General features: G+C 71.4%; 13 protein-coding genes. 8 read left to right on the forward strand and 5 right to left on the reverse strand.

Going from position 1 to position 15,546, the window contains the following annotated elements; translation table 11 throughout:
- Positions 1-140: 140 nt before the first annotated feature.
- The 3 genes from LRS74_RS22385 to LRS74_RS22395 are packed head-to-tail and all read left to right on the forward strand — an operon-like array spanning position 141 to position 3,728.
- Positions 141-1,328 (forward strand): DegT/DnrJ/EryC1/StrS family aminotransferase, encoded by a 1,188-nt coding sequence (locus LRS74_RS22385; protein WP_277742683.1) that lies wholly within the window; start codon positions 141-143, stop codon positions 1,326-1,328.
- Positions 1,329-1,330: 2 nt separating this feature from the next.
- Positions 1,331-2,449: a DegT/DnrJ/EryC1/StrS family aminotransferase gene (locus tag LRS74_RS22390; protein WP_277742684.1), complete on the forward strand. Its 1,119-nt coding sequence runs from the start codon at positions 1,331-1,333 to the stop codon at positions 2,447-2,449.
- A gap of 16 nt (positions 2,450-2,465) precedes the next feature.
- Entirely contained in the window at positions 2,466-3,728 is a 1,263-nt protein-coding gene (locus tag LRS74_RS22395) for a nucleotide sugar dehydrogenase (protein WP_277742685.1), read from the forward strand.
- Between the two features lie 25 nt (positions 3,729-3,753).
- Here the strand turns inward: LRS74_RS22395 and LRS74_RS22400 are convergent, their stop codons facing one another.
- The 3 genes from LRS74_RS22400 to LRS74_RS22410 all read right to left on the reverse strand — a co-directional run bounded on the left by LRS74_RS22400 (position 3,754) and on the right by LRS74_RS22410 (position 6,458).
- Positions 3,754-4,629 carry an AfsR/SARP family transcriptional regulator gene (locus LRS74_RS22400; RefSeq protein WP_277742686.1) on the reverse strand — a complete coding sequence of 292 codons (876 nt, stop codon included), beginning with the start codon at positions 4,627-4,629 and terminating at the stop codon, positions 3,754-3,756.
- A gap of 192 nt (positions 4,630-4,821) precedes the next feature.
- Complete coding sequence (locus LRS74_RS22405; protein WP_277742687.1) at positions 4,822-5,421, reverse strand: hemerythrin domain-containing protein; 600 nt, start codon at positions 5,419-5,421, stop codon at positions 4,822-4,824.
- A 251-nt stretch (positions 5,422-5,672) separates the two neighbouring features.
- Complete coding sequence (locus tag LRS74_RS22410) at positions 5,673-6,458, reverse strand: carbon-nitrogen hydrolase family protein (protein WP_277742688.1); 786 nt, start codon at positions 6,456-6,458, stop codon at positions 5,673-5,675.
- A 260-nt stretch (positions 6,459-6,718) separates the two neighbouring features.
- Here LRS74_RS22410 and LRS74_RS22415 point away from each other — a divergent pair, with 260 nt between their 5' ends.
- A complete protein-coding gene (locus tag LRS74_RS22415; protein WP_277742689.1) occupies positions 6,719-7,486 on the forward strand; it encodes an alpha/beta fold hydrolase in 768 nt (255 codons plus the stop codon).
- A gap of 88 nt (positions 7,487-7,574) precedes the next feature.
- Positions 7,575-10,400 carry a LuxR family transcriptional regulator gene (locus LRS74_RS22420; RefSeq protein WP_277742690.1) on the forward strand — a complete coding sequence of 942 codons (2,826 nt, stop codon included), beginning with the start codon at positions 7,575-7,577 and terminating at the stop codon, positions 10,398-10,400.
- A 399-nt stretch (positions 10,401-10,799) separates the two neighbouring features.
- Here LRS74_RS22420 and LRS74_RS22425 read toward each other — a convergent pair whose 3' ends face one another.
- Together LRS74_RS22425 and LRS74_RS22430 are read right to left on the reverse strand one after the other, a co-directional pair.
- Positions 10,800-11,405 (reverse strand): response regulator transcription factor, encoded by a 606-nt coding sequence (locus LRS74_RS22425; protein WP_277744876.1) that lies wholly within the window; start codon positions 11,403-11,405, stop codon positions 10,800-10,802.
- Positions 11,406-11,424: 19 nt separating this feature from the next.
- A complete protein-coding gene (locus LRS74_RS22430) occupies positions 11,425-12,654 on the reverse strand; it encodes a sensor histidine kinase (RefSeq protein ID WP_277742691.1) in 1,230 nt (409 codons plus the stop codon).
- Between the two features lie 194 nt (positions 12,655-12,848).
- Between LRS74_RS22430 and LRS74_RS22435 the strand changes: the two genes are divergently transcribed.
- From LRS74_RS22435 to LRS74_RS22445, 3 genes are all read left to right on the forward strand, one after another.
- Positions 12,849-13,406 (forward strand): hypothetical protein, encoded by a 558-nt coding sequence (locus tag LRS74_RS22435; protein ID WP_277742692.1) that lies wholly within the window; start codon positions 12,849-12,851, stop codon positions 13,404-13,406.
- Between the two features lie 75 nt (positions 13,407-13,481).
- Positions 13,482-13,973: a PH domain-containing protein gene (locus tag LRS74_RS22440; protein WP_277742693.1), complete on the forward strand. Its 492-nt coding sequence runs from the start codon at positions 13,482-13,484 to the stop codon at positions 13,971-13,973.
- On the forward strand, positions 13,970-15,526 hold the full coding sequence (locus tag LRS74_RS22445; protein WP_277742694.1) for a PH domain-containing protein: 1,557 nt from the start codon (positions 13,970-13,972) through the stop codon (positions 15,524-15,526). The genes LRS74_RS22440 and LRS74_RS22445 overlap by 4 nt, the downstream gene beginning before the upstream one ends.
- The last annotated feature ends 20 nt before the right edge of the window (positions 15,527-15,546 follow it).

Consider the following 15,546-nt stretch of genomic DNA (forward strand, 5'->3'; position numbering starts at 1 on the left):
AAGCCCCCGATACGACATCAGGTGTCGTATCGGGGGCCTTTTCCATACCCGGGCCCATGACAAGCCCTGCTAATGGCGCGAAGGACCGGCAATTTATTGTCCGTAGCGGCACAAGCGCGCACGTCCGTAGCGTCATTCCCATGCCGACCACGTCAATTCCGCGCCAGGCGCCACCGGTTCCGTTCTTCACCCAGGCGGAAAGCTTCACCGAGCTGTGGCCGCTCATCGCTCGGCACACCGATGACGTCTTCGACCGCGGCAAGTTCTCCCATGGCCGTAAGGTCGCCGAACTGGAAAGCGCCATCGCCGGATACACCGGCGCCCGGCACGCCGTGGCGGTCAACAGCGGCACCGACGCCCTGGTCCTCCTGTTGCGCGCGGCGGGCGTCGAGCCGGGCGACGAGGTCATCGTCCCCGCCTTCAGCTTCTTCGCCTCCGCCTCCGCCGTCAGCCTGGCCGGGGCCACCCCGGTCTTCGCCGACATCACCGCGGACGGCGACTACGGCATGGACGCAGGCTCCGCCGAGGCGGCGATCACCGATCGCACCCGCGCCCTGCTGCCCGTGCACCTCTTCAGCCAGCTCGCCGACATGGCGGCGCTCTCCCAGCTGGCCCACCGCCACGAGCTGACCCTGCTGGAGGACAGCGCCGAGGCCATCGGGATGCGCTGGAACGGCACCCACGCCGGCCTGCTGGGCGCCGGCGGCGTGCTGTCCTTCTTCCCCACCAAGACCCTCGGCGCGCTGGGCGACGCCGGGATGATCCTCACCGATGACGAGCAGGTGGCCGAGCGGGCCGGGGTGCTGCGCCACCACGGCCGGATGGGCCGGACCATCGACCACATCGCGGGGATCTCCAACCTCTCCGGGGTCTCCGGCACCAACAGCAAGATGGACGACGTCCAGGCGGCGGTGCTGCTGGCCAAGCTGACCCGACTGGACCAGGACATCGCCCGCCGCGCCGAGCTCGCCGCCGCCTACACCGAACGGCTGGCCGGCGCCGACGGGGTGCTGGCCGTGCCCCGCCGGGTGCCGCGGCCGGTCGCCAGCGACCCGGTCCACTACGTCTACCTCGTCGAGGTCGAGCGGCGGGACGAGCTGGTGGCCCATCTGACCGCCCGCTCGATCGGCACCGAGACCTACTACCCCCGGCCGCTGCACCTCCAGCCCTGCTACGCCGGGCACCCGGACCACCGCGCGGGCCGCTTCCCCGTCGCCGAGGCCGCCTGCGAGCGGACCGTCGCGCTGCCGCTCTACCCGGACCTCACCGAGGAGCAGCTCGACACGGTGTGCACCGCGATCTTCGACTTCTACGCCGGGAGGCGGTGACGATGTCCCTCATCCCCTTCTTCCCCCCCGACCTCTTCGAGCAGGACCGCGAGGCGTTCAAGCGGCTGCTGCACGAGGTGGGGACCGATGCCGAGCAGAAGTTCATCCTGGGCCGGCGCACCGCGGAGCTGGAGGCGGAGCTCGCCCGCTCCACCGGGGCCGAGCACGTCATCGCCTGCTCCAGCGGCACCGGCGGGCTCAACCTCGCCGTCCAGGCGCTGGGCGTCGGGCCCGGCGACGAGGTCATCGTGCCCGCCTTCTGCTGCCAGCCGGTGGCCAGTTCGGTGGCCAACCTGGGAGCGACCCCCGTCTTCGCCGACGTCGACCCGCACACCATGGTGATCGACCCGGACGCCGTGGAGCGGCTGATCACCGAGCGGACCCGGGCCGTCATGCCGGCCCATGTCTTCTCGGTCATGGCGGACATGCCGCGCCTCAAGAAGATCGCGCAGCGGCAGGGCATCCCCGTCATCGAGGACGCGGCGGTGGCCGAGGGCGCGGTCCTGGACGGTGTCCCCTCGGGACGCTGGGGGGACCTGGGAGTCTTCTCGTTCTTCCAGGTCAAGGCGTTCGGCACAGCCGGCGAGGGCGGGGTGGTGCTCACCGACGACCCGGAGCTGGCGCGCACCGTGCGGATGCTGCGCAACCACGGCCAGGACGGCGTCCACCGCTTCCTGCACCACCGCGTGGGCCAGAACAGCCGCTTCGACGAGATCCTCGCCGCCTTCCAACTGCACCGGCACGGCGGCTTCGCCGACCGGCTGGAACGGCGCGCCCGCATCGCCGACTACTACACCGAGCGCTTCGCGCCGCTGGCCGAGCGCGGTCTGCTCGCCCCGCCCGCCGGGCGCAACGGCCGCTGCTACTACGTCTACTCGCTGCTGGTCCGGCGTCGCGGCGATCTGCGCGCCTGGCTGACCGAGAAGAACATCGGCAGCCACGTCTACTACCCCGTACCGCTGCCCCGCCAGCCCGCCTTCGAGCGGTACGCGCCGGACGGCGTCGAGTGGCCCGGCGCCCAGCACGCCAGCGACCACAACCTGGCCATCCCCATCTGGCCACACCTCACCGATGCGCAGGTCACCTATATCGCCGACGCGATCTGCGAATTCTTCGACTGAGCACGGAGGAGCTTCGATGACCACGAAACTGGTCGTGATAGGTCAGGGGTACGTGGGGCTGCCGCTGGCGGTCGCGGCGGCCGAAGGCGGCTTCCACGTCGTCGGATACGACATCGACGAGCGGCGCGTGGACAAGCTCGCGGCCGGGGACAGCTACGTCGGGGACGTGGCGGCGGAGCGGCTGCGCGCGATCCTCGACCGGGGCACCTACCGGCCCAGCATCGACCCCGACGACCTGGACGGCTTCGACATCGCCGTCATCACCGTGCCCACCCCGCTGCACGAGGGCGTCCCCGACCTGAGCTACATCGAGTCCGCGGGTGAGGCCCTCGCCTCACGGCTGCGCCCCGGGGCCACCGTGATCCTGGAGTCCACCAGCTACCCGGGCACCACCGAGGAGGTGCTGGCCCCGCTGCTGCACAAGGGCTCCGACCTCGCGCCGGGCGTCGACTTCCACCTCGGCTACAGCCCCGAGCGCATCGACCCCGGTAACGCGCGATGGACCTTCGAGACCACCCCCAAGGTGGTCTCCGGGGTCGACGCCGCCTCGCTGGAGCGGGTCCGGGCGTTCTACGCGACGATCGTCGAGGAGGTGGTGGTCGCCCCCTCGCCGCGCGTGGCGGAGCTGGCCAAGGTGCTGGAGAACACCTTTCGGCACGTCAACATCGCCCTGGTCAACGAGCTGGCCACGCACGCCGAACACATCGGGGTCGACGTCTGGGACGCCCTGGAGATCGCCTCCACCAAGCCGTTCGGCTTCATGCGCTTCACCCCGGGGCCGGGGGTGGGCGGACACTGTCTGCCGGTGGACCCGCTGTATCTGTCCTGGAAGGTGGAGCGGACCCACGGCAAGCGGTTCCGCCTGGTGGAGCTGGCCGACGAGCTCAACAACCAGATGCCCGAGTACGTGGTGCGGCGGCTCACCCGGGGCCTGGACCGGCGGCGGCAGACCGTCACCGGCTCCCGGATCCTCATGCTGGGGCTGGCCTACAAGGCCAACACCGGGGACGTGCGCGAGTCCCCGGCGCTGCCCATCGCCCGGATGCTGATCGAGGCGGGCGCCGCGGTGCGGGTGGCCGATCCGCATGTGACCGAGGGGCCGGACATCCCCGGCCTCACCCGGGTGGAGCCGACGCCGGAGGAGCTGGCGGCGGCCCACGCGGTGCTCATCACCACCGACCACGACGCCTTCGACTACGCCGCGGTGGCCGCCCACGCCCGCTATGTCTTCGACTGCCGCCACCGCATCCCGCCGGCCGAGCACATCGAGTCGCTCTGAACCGGGCCGCCGCCCCGGGCGCCGCTCAGGGGCGGCCCCGGGGGGCGACGGCGCCCGGACCGTCGTGGCACAGCACCTCGCCGTCGCCGCCACAACCGGGCAGGTGCACCACGGAGTCGGTGCCGACCGGCTTGTCGATCAGCGGGTCGCAGACCAGCACCGCCTGGTGCAGCTCCTGGATGCGCGGCGACGGCTCCAGGCCCAGCTCGTCGCGCATCACCTGACGCAGCCGCTGCACCACCTCCAGCGCCTGGGTGCGGCGGCCGGAGCGGTAGAGCGCGATCACCAACTGGGCGTGGAGGTACTCCTGGGTGGGGTGCTGGGCGCTGAGCGCGCTCAACTCGCCCAGCAGCTCATGGTGGCGCCCCAGTCGCAGGTCGGCGTCGATGCGCTGCTCCTGCACGCTGATCCGGTCCTCGGCCAGCCCGACCAGATGCGCCCGGAGCACCGGCCCGGCCTGGACGTCGGACAGGGCCGACCCGTGCCACATCCGCAGCGCCTCGCCCAGCAGCCGGGAGGCGCCCGCGTCGTCCCGGCGCAGCCGGGCCCGACCCTGGCGGACCAGCGCGGTGAACCGATGGGCGTCCAGCTCGTCGCCGCGGACGACGAGCAGGTATCCGCCGTCGCGGGTCTCCAGGACCCGCCGGGCCGCCTGGAGCGAGCCGATCCGCGGAATCCGCCCCAGCGCGCGGCGCAGTTGCAGGATGTACGACTGGATGGTGGAGAGCGCGGTGTTCGGCGGGGCGTCCTCCCAGAGTTCGTCGATGCAGGCGCTGGTGGAGACGACCTGATTGGCGTTGAGGAGGAGCAGGGCGAGCAGCTGCCGCTGTTTGGGCGCCGTCGGTGTATAAGAGTGTCCCCCTTCGCTGACGCGAAGGGGGCCTAATACGGAAAATTCCATGGCGTTCTCGTACACCTTCCAGGCGAGCGTCCCATCAGGCCCAGCAGTCGGCGGCTCTCGTTCGGCAGCTTAAGGTGAAACGGCTGTAGAGGTGGCGGATATCCTAGGCCACGTAAGTGACCGATTCAACAGCATCTTTCCGAACCGGGAATTCCGCTTCTGGTTGCAGCTGTGAAGAGAAAGCGATGAATTTCATTCCGTGTCCGGAAGCTGCCAACGATTTTTTCGTTCGTAGCGCGGACGCCAGAGTGTGCGGAATTTCAGCCGGGTGACGGGGGAGAGCAGCCCCAGCACCTCGCGCCGGGTGTGCCGGGGGGCGCCGTCCAGCAGCCAGGGGAGGAAGGTCGCGGCGCCCTCGGGGCCCAGCAGGCGTCGCTGCACCTGCTCGAAGACCCGCCACTCCCACTCGTCGGCCATGGCCAGGGCCAGCGGGAGCGCCGCCTCCTCCTCGTGGTCGAGGTGGGCCAGCAGGGCGGTGCAGAAGTCCGCGGCGAGCTCGGGTAACCGGGTCGGCCGCTCCCCGGTGAGCGCGTCGTCGATCCTCGCCATCAGGGGCTGCAGGCCGGCGTGCTCGGCCTCCATGGCGGCCAGGGTCGTCAGGTTCCGGTGACCGGCGCCCGGCTTGTACCGCAGGGCCGGCCAGAGGGCGACGTCCTCGGCCGTCTGGTGGATCGACAGATAGCGCCGGAAGAGCTTCCAGTCCGGCCCGAGCGCCGAGGGGTCGGCGACGCCGGCGGACGACACCAGGAGCGCCGCCTCGCGCCGGAAGGCGTCGTGCAGCGCGTAAAGCAACGACGCGCGCCTCCTGTGGCTTTGCGCCCGGGGTGCCGCTTTGGTGCTCAAAGGCTGACTCCTCACGAAGGCGTGCCGCGGCACGGGATGGGGGAGGGGGAATGAACCCGGCGTGAATCGTCGGTGCGGATGAATTCTGAAATCCGGGGTCCAGTATCGCCCCGAACGGCACTACGGTGCAAGATGTTCCATAGATGGTACGGATGTTCCCGACCCGGCTCCGTGGCCGCGGTGGGCGCTCGGGCCCGGCGTCAGGAGGAGTACAACTCCGGCCGCCGGTCCTGGAGATAGGTGGTCGCGGCGCGGGCACGCCGCAGGACCGCGGGATCGACGTCTGCGACCAGCAGCCCCTCGCCCTGCTCGGGGAGCGCCTGCGAGCTGCCGTCGGGGGCGGCCACCGTGGTGTGGCCGGCGAACCCGATGCCGCCGTGGGTGCCGGTCCAGTTGGCGTACGCGATGTACAGCTGGCTCTCGAAGGCGCGGGCGGGCACCAGGGTGCGGGCGACGAAGTCCCAGGGGCGCATCAGCCCGGTGGGCACCAGCAGGAGATCGGTGCCGGCCACCCCGTGCGCCCGTACGGCCTCCGGAAACTCGACGTCGTAGCAGATCAGCAGGCCCAACGTCAGGCCGTTGTAGGAGGTCTGCACCACCCCCTGCTCGCCGGGGGTGAACATGGCGCGCTCGCCGCGTCCGTACAGGTGTGTTTTGCGGTAGACCGCGAGGGTGTCACCCTGGGGGGAGACCAGCCGGGCGGAGTTGTAGAGCTCCCCGCCGTCGGTCTCCGGCCAGCCGTGCACCAGCGCGAGATTGAACTCGCGGGCGATGGCGTCCACCTCGGCGCACTGCGGGCCGTCGACCGGACCGCACGCCTCCTTGAGATTGCTCATCAGCAGCGGATAGCCGCCGATGGAGATCTCGGGGGTGACGAGCAGCTCGGCGCCCGCCTCGGCCGCGCGGCGCGCCGCCTGGCGCAGCTGGTCGAGGGAGTGGGTCAGGCCGGTGGTGCCGCAGGCCGCCTGCTGGCAAGCGATCCTCACTGGGGGTCCTCCCGGAAGCCTGGCCGTTCGCACATGAGTTCCTCACGATACCCGCACACGGAGAGTGCGAAGGATCGGTCGCACGTCACGCGGTGTATTCGGGGTCGGATATCAGGGGGGGTGGCTTAAACCTAGGGGTACCCCCTACTTCAACTACCGTGATAAACATGAAACATGCCGGGACGGTACCGTTCCGGATAAATCCCGGCGAGAAACCGGGTGCCTCCCACACAAAACTTAAGGGAAAGATTCTTCGGCACATGGGTGAACAGCGAGAGAATAGCGCTTGGGTACGCCGGTTCCACCCCGTCCCGGAGAGCGGTGTCCGGCTGGTCTGTATGCCGCACGCCGGGGGCTCCGCCCCCTTCTATTTCCCCATGTCCCAGGCGCTTTCCCCGGCCGTCGACGTGCTGTGTCTCCAGTACCCCGGGCGCCAGGACCGCCGACTGGACCCGGCCATCGAGAACATCCCGGACTACGCCGACGCGATCGTCGCGGAGCTCAAGCCCTGGCTCGATGTGCCGACGGCGTTTTTCGGCCACAGCATGGGTGCCGTCCTCGCCTACGAGGTGGCGCTCCGGCTGGAGCGTGACGGTCACTCCGGCCCGATCGCCCTCTTCGCCTCCGGTCGTCGCGCTCCCTCCCGCTACCGCGAGGAGAACGTGCACCGCCGGGACGACGACGGCATCGTCAAGGAGATGCAGCTCCTGAGCGGCACCGACTCCCGCATCCTCGGCAACGAGGAGATCCTGCGGATGGTGCTGCCGGCGATCCGCAGCGACTACACGGCCATCGAGACCTACCGCTCCGAGGAAGGGGCCGCGGTGCGCGCCCCGATCACGGTCCTCACGGGCGACAACGACCCCAGGACCAGCATGGAGGAGGCCGAGGCGTGGCGCGCCCACACCACCGGCGACTTCGACATCCATGTCTTCCCCGGCGGTCACTTCTTCCTGGCCAACCACTCGGAGAAGATCATTGAGATCGTCTCCAAAAAGATCAACGCGGTCGGCTCCCAGCAGTACTGACCGGACCGCGCATCCGCGTCAACGCACAATTCCCACGGCCCGGCGTGACTACCGGGCCGTGGGCCGAGTTCCGGGGGACGGACTCACCATGCCTGCCAAGCTCTTCGAACGCGAGAACCACCTTGCCGCGCTGACCGACATGTTGTGCGGCGCCAAACAGGGCAGGGGACGGCTGGCACTCATCAGCGGGGCGGTGGCCAGCGGAAAGACCGACCTGCTCGACAGGTTCGCGGCCCAGACGCTCTCCCGCGGGGTGCTGCTGCTGGAGACCACCGGGTCCCGCGCGGAGCGGGAACTGCCCTTCGGCCTGCTCAAGAAGGTCTTTGACAACGCTGCCATGCCGTCGGAGGCGCGCGCCGAGGCGATCGCGCTGCTGGACGACGTGGACACCGACGAGGAGAGCGGCGCCGCCTCCCGGCTGCGGACGATGTCCCGCGTCTCCTCGGTGCTGCTGCGTCTGGCCGACGAACGCCCGCTCGTCATCACGGTCGACGACGTGCACTGGGGCGACGGCCACTCCCTCCAGTTCCTGCTGCACCTGGCCCGCCGGGTGCGCCAGGCCAAGGTGCTGGTGGTCCTCACCGAGTCCACCCGACTACGCCAGGAACAGCTGAGCTTCCACGCCGAGCTGCTGCGCCAGCCCAACTGCGGCCGGCTGCGGCTGCACATGCTCACCGAGCCCGGCATCACCCGCGTGCTCACCGGCTACGTCTCTCAGGCCGTCGCCGCCCGACTGGCCCCCGAGTGCCACCGACTCACCGGCGGCAACCCGCTGCTGCTGCGCGCCCTGCTGGAGGACTGGCGGGCCGGCGGCGAGCACGGCGAGTCGCTGCAACGGCCGGTCCCCGGCGAGGCGTACGCCCAGGCCGTGCTCGGCTGCCTGCACCGCGGCGCCCCCGATGTGCTGACCATCGCCCACGGCATCGCGGTCCTCGGCGACGCCGACTGCCCGGTGCTGCTCAGCGAGCTGCTCGGGCTGACCGCCGGCGCCGTCGAACAGGGCGTCCAGGACCTGCACCAGAGCGCGCTGCTGGAGGGCGGCGCCTTCCGCGCCCCCGCCGCGCGCACCGCCGTCCTCGACGCCGTCCCCACCGCCACCCGCGCCGCGCTGCACCGGCGCGCCGCCCACCTGCTGCACAGCGACGGCGCCGCGGCGCTCGAAGTCGCCCGGCACCTGGTCGCCGGCGGACAGGACGTCGAGCGCTGGGCCGTCCCGGTGCTGCGCGAGGCAGCCGAGTACGCGCTGGTCGAAGAGGACCTGGAGTTCGCGCTGCGCTGCCTGGAACTGGCCCACGCCGCCAGCCAGGACGGGCGGGAGCGGGCCACCCTGAAGGCCCGGCTGGTCAGCGTGGCCTGGCGGATGGGGCCGGCGGTCGCCGAAGCGCACCTCCCCGACCTGGCCGACGCGTTGCGGGGCGGCCTGCTCGCCCCCCGCGACCTGGCGCTGTCCGTCTCCTACCTGGCCTGGTCCGGCCGGCTGGAGCAGGCGGCCGACGCCATCGCCGGATCGACCGCGACCGCGCGCCCCGCCCCCGGGGGGTCGACCATCACCGGCGTCGAGGACGCGCGCGGCGCGGCCCTCGCCGCCACCGCGCAGTGGCTGACCGTGATCAGCCCGCCGCTGCGGTCCCGCGTCCCCACCCTCGGCACCACCGCGCCGGCGGCCTCCACCGGCCCGCGCGACCTGGCGGGCGAGGCCTACGCGCAGTCCGCCGCCACCCTGTCCACCGCGCTCGGCGGCCAGACGGCCCGCGCCGTGGTCGAGGCGGAGCGCGTTCTCCAGCGCTACCACCTGTCCGACAACTCCCTCCAGCCGCTGGCCTTCGCGCTGCTGGCCCTGGTCTACGCGGACCGGCTCGACCTCGCCCAGTCCTGGTGCGAGCGGCTGCTCGGCGAGTGCGCCAGCCGCCGGGTGCCCACCTGGCAGGCGCTGCTCTCCGCCGTACGGGCCGAGATCGCCCTGCGTCAGGGCGACCTGCCGGTCGCCGCCCACCAGGCGCGGACCGCGATCTCCCGGATCTCCCCGGCCGGCTGGGGCGTGGCCATCGGCCTGCCGCTGGCCACCCTCATCCAGGCCGAGACCGGCATGGGCCGCTACGACGAGGCCATGGCGCTCCTGGAACAGCCGGTCCCCGACGGGCTGTTCCAGACCCTCACCGGACTGCACTACCTCCGGGCCCGCGGCCGCTGCCACCTGGCCACCGGCCGCTACCACGCCGCCCTCGGCGACTTCAACACCTGCGGCGAGCTGATGGCCGCCTGGCGGGTGGACTCCCCCCAGCTGGTGCCGTGGCGGCTGGACGCCGCCGAGGCATGGCTGGCCCTGGAGGAGACCGAGCGGGCCCACACCCTGGCCGAGGAGCAGCTGCGACGCAGCCCCGGCCAGCCGCGGCTGCGCGGCGCACTGCTGCTGATCCTGGCCCGCGGTGAGGACCTCAAGCGGCGGCTTCCCCGGCTCAAGGAGGCCGTCGAGATCCTGGAGAGCGGCGATGACCGACTCCAGCTCGCGGGCGCGCTCGGCGAACTCGGCCGCGGGTACCGCGCGCTGGGCGACTTCAACCGGGCGCGGGTGCTGGTCCGCAAGGCGTGGCACGTCGCCAAGGCATGCGGCGCGGAGCCGCTGTGCCGACAGCTCATCCCCAGCCACGGGGACGGGGCCGACCTGGTCGCCCCGGTCGGCCAGCCGGGCGACGACGCGGCCCAGCGCGAGGTCGAGGCGCTCACCGAGGCCGAGGCGCGGGTCGCCCTGCTGGCGGCGCACGGAAACACGAACCGGGAGATCGCGTCCAAGCTGTTCGTCACCGTGAGCACGGTGGAGCAGCACCTCACGCGGATCTATCGCAAGCTGAAGGTGAAGCGGCGGCGTGATCTGCCGGCGAAGCTCGCCGACAGCAGCCTCACCGGTATCGCCTGACGGCGGGTCCTGTACGGGTCGGGGTGCCCCCGTGGCGCCCCTGCGGGCTGCGGCCCGCGGGCTGCGGGGCGCGGTTGCTGGCGTGCGGTTGCGGGCGGTTCGGCACCGCTGGGCCGCGTCGTCTGGGTCGCTCGCCGTCGCGGCGGGAACAAGGGGCCCTTGTCGGGCCCCTTGTGGATCCCCTCGCGGTGTCGTTGAGGCCGTTCCGAACGGGTTGCGGGCGGTTCGGCACCGCCGGGTCGCGTTGTCTGGGTTGCTCGCCGTCGCGGCGGGAACAAGGGGGCTTGCCTTGGGCCCCTTGTGACACCCTGTTTTACGGGGTCTGGGGCAGAGCCCCGGTTTCGGGAAGGGGCGGGTCAGGGGAGAAGACCGCCACCGGGCCACAGCCCACCGACACGCCTACAGCAGCCCGCGTTCCAGGGCTGTCATGACGGCTGCCGTGCGGTCGGAGACCCCCAGCTTCTTGAAGGAGCGGAGGAGGTGGGTCTTGACGGTGGCTTCGCTGATGAAGAGGCGGGTGCCGATCTCGGCGTTGGTGAGGCCCTGGCTGACCAGGCCGAGGACCTCGCGTTCGCGGCCGGAGAGCGGGACCGGCTCGACGACGGCGCGGGGGCGGAACAGCTTGCCGGCGAGGGACGGGGTGAGGACGGTCTCGCCGCGGGCCGCGCTGTGCACGGCGTCGATGAGCTCCTGCCGGGAGCTGCCCTTGAGCAGGTAGCCGGCGGCCCCGGCCTCGACCGCGCGGAGGATGTCGGCGTCGTCCTCGTAGGTGGTGACGATGACGACCTTGGTGCCGGGGCAGTCGCGCAGGATGTGACCGGTCGCGGCGACGCCGTCCATGCCGCCCATGCGCAGGTCCAGCAGGACGATGTCGGGGCGCAGCGCGGTGGCCTGGACGACCGCCTCCTCACCGGAGCCGGCCTGGCCGACCACGCTGATGCCCTCGGCGGACTCCAGCATGGCGCTGAGGCCCTCGCGTACCACCGGATGGTCGTCGGCCAACATCACCCGGACTGTTGTCGTCTCAGCCACTGAATGCCTCCTGGGCGACCGCGCCCAGCGGGGCGGTCACCTCGATCGTGGTGCCGTGTCCGGGGCGGCTGTCGACGGTGGCCGACCCGTGGATCTCCGCCGCCCTGGCCCGCATGCCACGCAGCCCGTACCCGTTCTGGTCGTCGTCGGGGGAGAAGCCCTGGCCGTCGTCGCGGATGACGACGCGGACGGTGTCCTCCTCGTAGGCGACCAGGACGTCCACCGTGCGGGCCCGGGCGGCGTGCTTGCGGACGTTGGCGATGGCCTCCTGCACCGAGCGGAGCAGGACGACGTTGACGTTCATCGGCAGCGGCTTCTCGTCGCCCTCGACGGTGCAGCGCACGTCCAGGCCGGTCTCGGCGACCAGGCCGTCGGCCTGCCGGCGCACGGCCTGGACGAGGGAGCTGCCGCGCAGCGCGGGCGGGGTGAGGGTGGTGACGAAGTCCCGTGCCTCGGCGAGCGACTCCTTGGCCACCCGGCCCGCCAGCGACAGATGGGTGCGGGCCAGGTCGGGGGAGTGGTCCAGCTCCGACTCCGCCGTCTGCACCAGTCCGATGATGCTGGTCAGACCCTGGGCGATGGTGTCGTGGATCTCGCGTGCCAGCCGCTCGCGCTCGGCGGAGATGCCGGCCTCGTGGGAGAGCCGGGCCACCCGCTCGCGGCTGCGCCGCAGGTCCTCGATGAGCCGGCCGCGCTCCTTGCTCTGTCGGACCACCCGTTTGACCCACAGTCCCAGCAGCGTCGACAGGGCGATGCTCAGCAGCGCGATGGGCAGCACCTGGAGCACGCCGAGGCCCATGTCCTCGCCGCGCAACCACACCACGGTCACCGGCCAGAGGTGGGCCGCGATGAGCATGACCACGGCCTGCCGCATGGACAGGCTCATGATCAGCATCGGGACGACGGCGAACATGGCGAAGGAGCCGGCGAGGCTGAACGAGGTGGCGACCGCGAACAGCAGCAGCAGGACGCCGGCGAAGACCAGGTTCCGCGGCCCGACCGCGTCACCGATCATCAGCGGCCGGCCCAGCGCCGCGTACCACGGCACGATCAGGGTCAGCGCGCCGATGGCGACGGCATGGGTGCCGGAGGTGAGGAGCAGGGTGGCGGTGACGAGATAGGAGACCGCGAAGAAGCCGTCCCACAGGCCGAACCAGCGGCTTCCGGACTCGGGTCCGTAGTACGCGCCGGCCTGGGGCACGTCGTGCTGAGCCTGCGACACGCCTCGTCGGAAGTGAGTGCGCACGTCACTAGTCCTACCACGCGTGTCCACCGTGTCCACCGTCCGGTGGACAGCCGGAACCCACCGTTCAGTCGTCTCGGCGACAGGGCGCGCGGACCTAGCGTGGAGGTATCAGGACGCCGGTGAAGCGGCGCGCCACAGCCAAGAGCCCATCAGGGCGGGAGACATCGCACATGAGCCAGTTCGTCACCGCACTCATCGCCAGCGGCACGATTCTGACCATCATCCTGGCCACGGACATCGGCCGTAAGAAGATCACCGCCACGCGCATGGTGCGCTCGGTGGTGGCCGTGGCCGTCATCATCGCCATCTTCGTGCACTCGTTCCCCACCCAGGGCAACGACGTCTCGCTCCAGCTCGTAGGGGTCGGTGTGGGGGTGATCTCCGGTCTCATCGCCGGTACCCTGTTGCCCGCCTACCGTCATGAGTCCGGTGAGATCTACACCATCGGCGGGATCGGCTACGCGCTGGTGTGGGTCGTGCTCTCCAGCGGGCGCGTCCTCTTCGCCTATGGTGCCGAGCACTGGTTCACCGAGGATCTCATCCGCTTCTCCATCGACTACAAGATCAGCGGACAGGACACCTATGCCAACGCGTTCGTCTTCATGTCCCTGGCCATGGTCCTGACCCGCACCGCTGTCCTGCTGACCAAGATGCGCAAGCTGCGCGCCGCCGAGGCGGCGCAGGCCGCGGCGCTCGAGTCGCAGCGCGGCAGCGGTGCCTCGGTCTGATCCAGGTGAATGACATCCCATCAGCCCGGCAACCTGCCCTGACGTGAGAACTTGGGTGAAGCAGCAGTGGAAACCATGGAAGATGTGAGGCTTCGACCGCCCCGGCACCGGGTGGGGAGCCGCGCGATCGGCTGGTGGACGGTGCAGTCGGCGCTGTTCGCCGTGCCGCTGCCGCTCACCTTCGGCATCCTGTGGGCCTCCATCCCGCCCACCCGCGAGTTCTTCATGTGGGCGACGCTGATCTCGCTGCTGCCCGGCCTCCTCTACACGGCCGTCATGCCGGCCTGGCGCTACCGGGTGCACCGCTGGGAGGTCACCGACGAGGCGGTCTACGCGGCCTCCGGCTGGCTGTGGCAGCAGTGGCGGGTGGTCCCGCTGTCCCGGGTGCAGACCGTGGACACCCTGCGCGGCCCCATCCAGCAGATGTTCGGGCTCTCCGGGGTCACCGTGACCACCGCCTCCGCCTCCGGCGCCGTGAAGATCAAGGGCATCGACCACCAGGTCGCCGAGGAGCTGGTGGCGCATCTGACCCGGTTCACCCAGGCCACCCCGGAGGACGCCACATGAGCGGCGAGACCACCGTACGGCGGGCGGCACACGCCGCGCCGAGCGACTGGGGGCGGCTCAACTCCCGGCTGCTCCTGGTCAACCTCGCCATCCTGGTGGCCCCGGTCGCGATGTTCCTGGCCACCTATCTGGTCGCCGGGAAGACCAACCTCCAGATCCTCATCACCCTCGGCTCGCTCTTCCTCACCTTCCTGGTCATCAGCGGCATCGGCCTGATGCGCCTGATGACCACCCGCTACCGGGTCGGCGAGGACATGGTGGAGCTCCAGTCGGGGCTGCTCTTCCGCAGCCGGCGCTCGATCCCCCTCGACCGCATCCGCAGCGTCGACCTGACGGCCAATCCGCTGCACCGGCTCTTCGGCCTCACCACCCTCACCATCGGCACCGGCGAGCAGAGCTCCTCCGCCGGCCAGCGGCTCTCCCTGGACGGCATCAGCGCGGCGGACGCCGCCGAGCTGCGCCGGCAGCTGATCGAGCGACGGGACGCCGGGCGCGGCCTGGGCGCCGCGGCCGAGGACGACGGCCCGATCAGCGAACTCGACTGGTCCTGGCTGCGCTACGGCCCGCTGAGCGTGTGGGGCGTCGGCGGTGTCTTCATCGCCGCCGCCAGCGTCTACCGCACCCTGCACGAGCTGAAGGTCGACCCGCTGGAGTGGGGGGTCGTCAAGGACCTGGAACACCGCTTCGGCTCGGTCCCCCTCTGGTACGGCGTCTTGGTCGCCCTGGCCGTCGTGGTGGTCCTCGGCATCGCCGGCTCCACCGGCGCGTTCATCGAGAGCTGGTCCGGCTACCGGCTGGAGCGCGAGGACGGCGGGATGTTCCGGGTCCGCCGCGGACTCTTCGTCACCCGCTCGGTCAGCATCGAGCAGCGGCGGCTGCGCGGCGTGGAACTGGTCGAGCCGATCCCGCTGCGCTGGGCCAAGGCGGCCAGGCTCAACGCCGTCGCCAGCGGCCTGGGCAACCTGGAGGACAACCGCAGGCGGCGCGCGCTGACCCCGCCGGTGCCCCGCGCCGAGGCCCGCAGGGTGGCCACCGAAGTCCTCGGCGAACACCCCGCGCTGACGGTGCGGGACGGCCTGCTGGGCCACCCGCGGGCCGCCCTGCGGCGCCGCGTCAACCAGGCGCTGATCTGGTCCGTGCTGATCGCCGCGGTGCCCTTCGGCCTCGGCGTCTGGCTCGGCCCGGCCTGGGTGACCGTCGGCTGCGTCACCGGCGCCGTCCTGGTGCCGGTGCTGGTGGCCTTCGCGGTCGACGCCTACCGGACCCTGGGCCACGGCATCCGCGGCCGCTACCTGGTCACCAGCGCGGGGACGTTCGCCCACCGCACGGTGGCCCTCGAGCGGGAGGGGATCATCGGCTGGAAGATCACCCGGACGCCGTTCCAGCGCCGTGCCGGACTCCTCACCCTCGGCGCCACCACCGCCGCCGGTGAGGGCGTCTACAAGGTCCGTGACGTCTCCACGGGCCAGGGAATCGCCCTCGCGGAGGACGCGGTACCGCAGCTCCTCCTCCCGTTCCTGGAACGGGCACCCCGGTCCGCCCGCCGCGGCTGACCGCATCGCAGACCAACTGG

The organism is Streptomyces sp. LX-29, assembly GCF_029541745.1.
Lineage (GTDB): Bacteria > Actinomycetota > Actinomycetes > Streptomycetales > Streptomycetaceae > Streptomyces.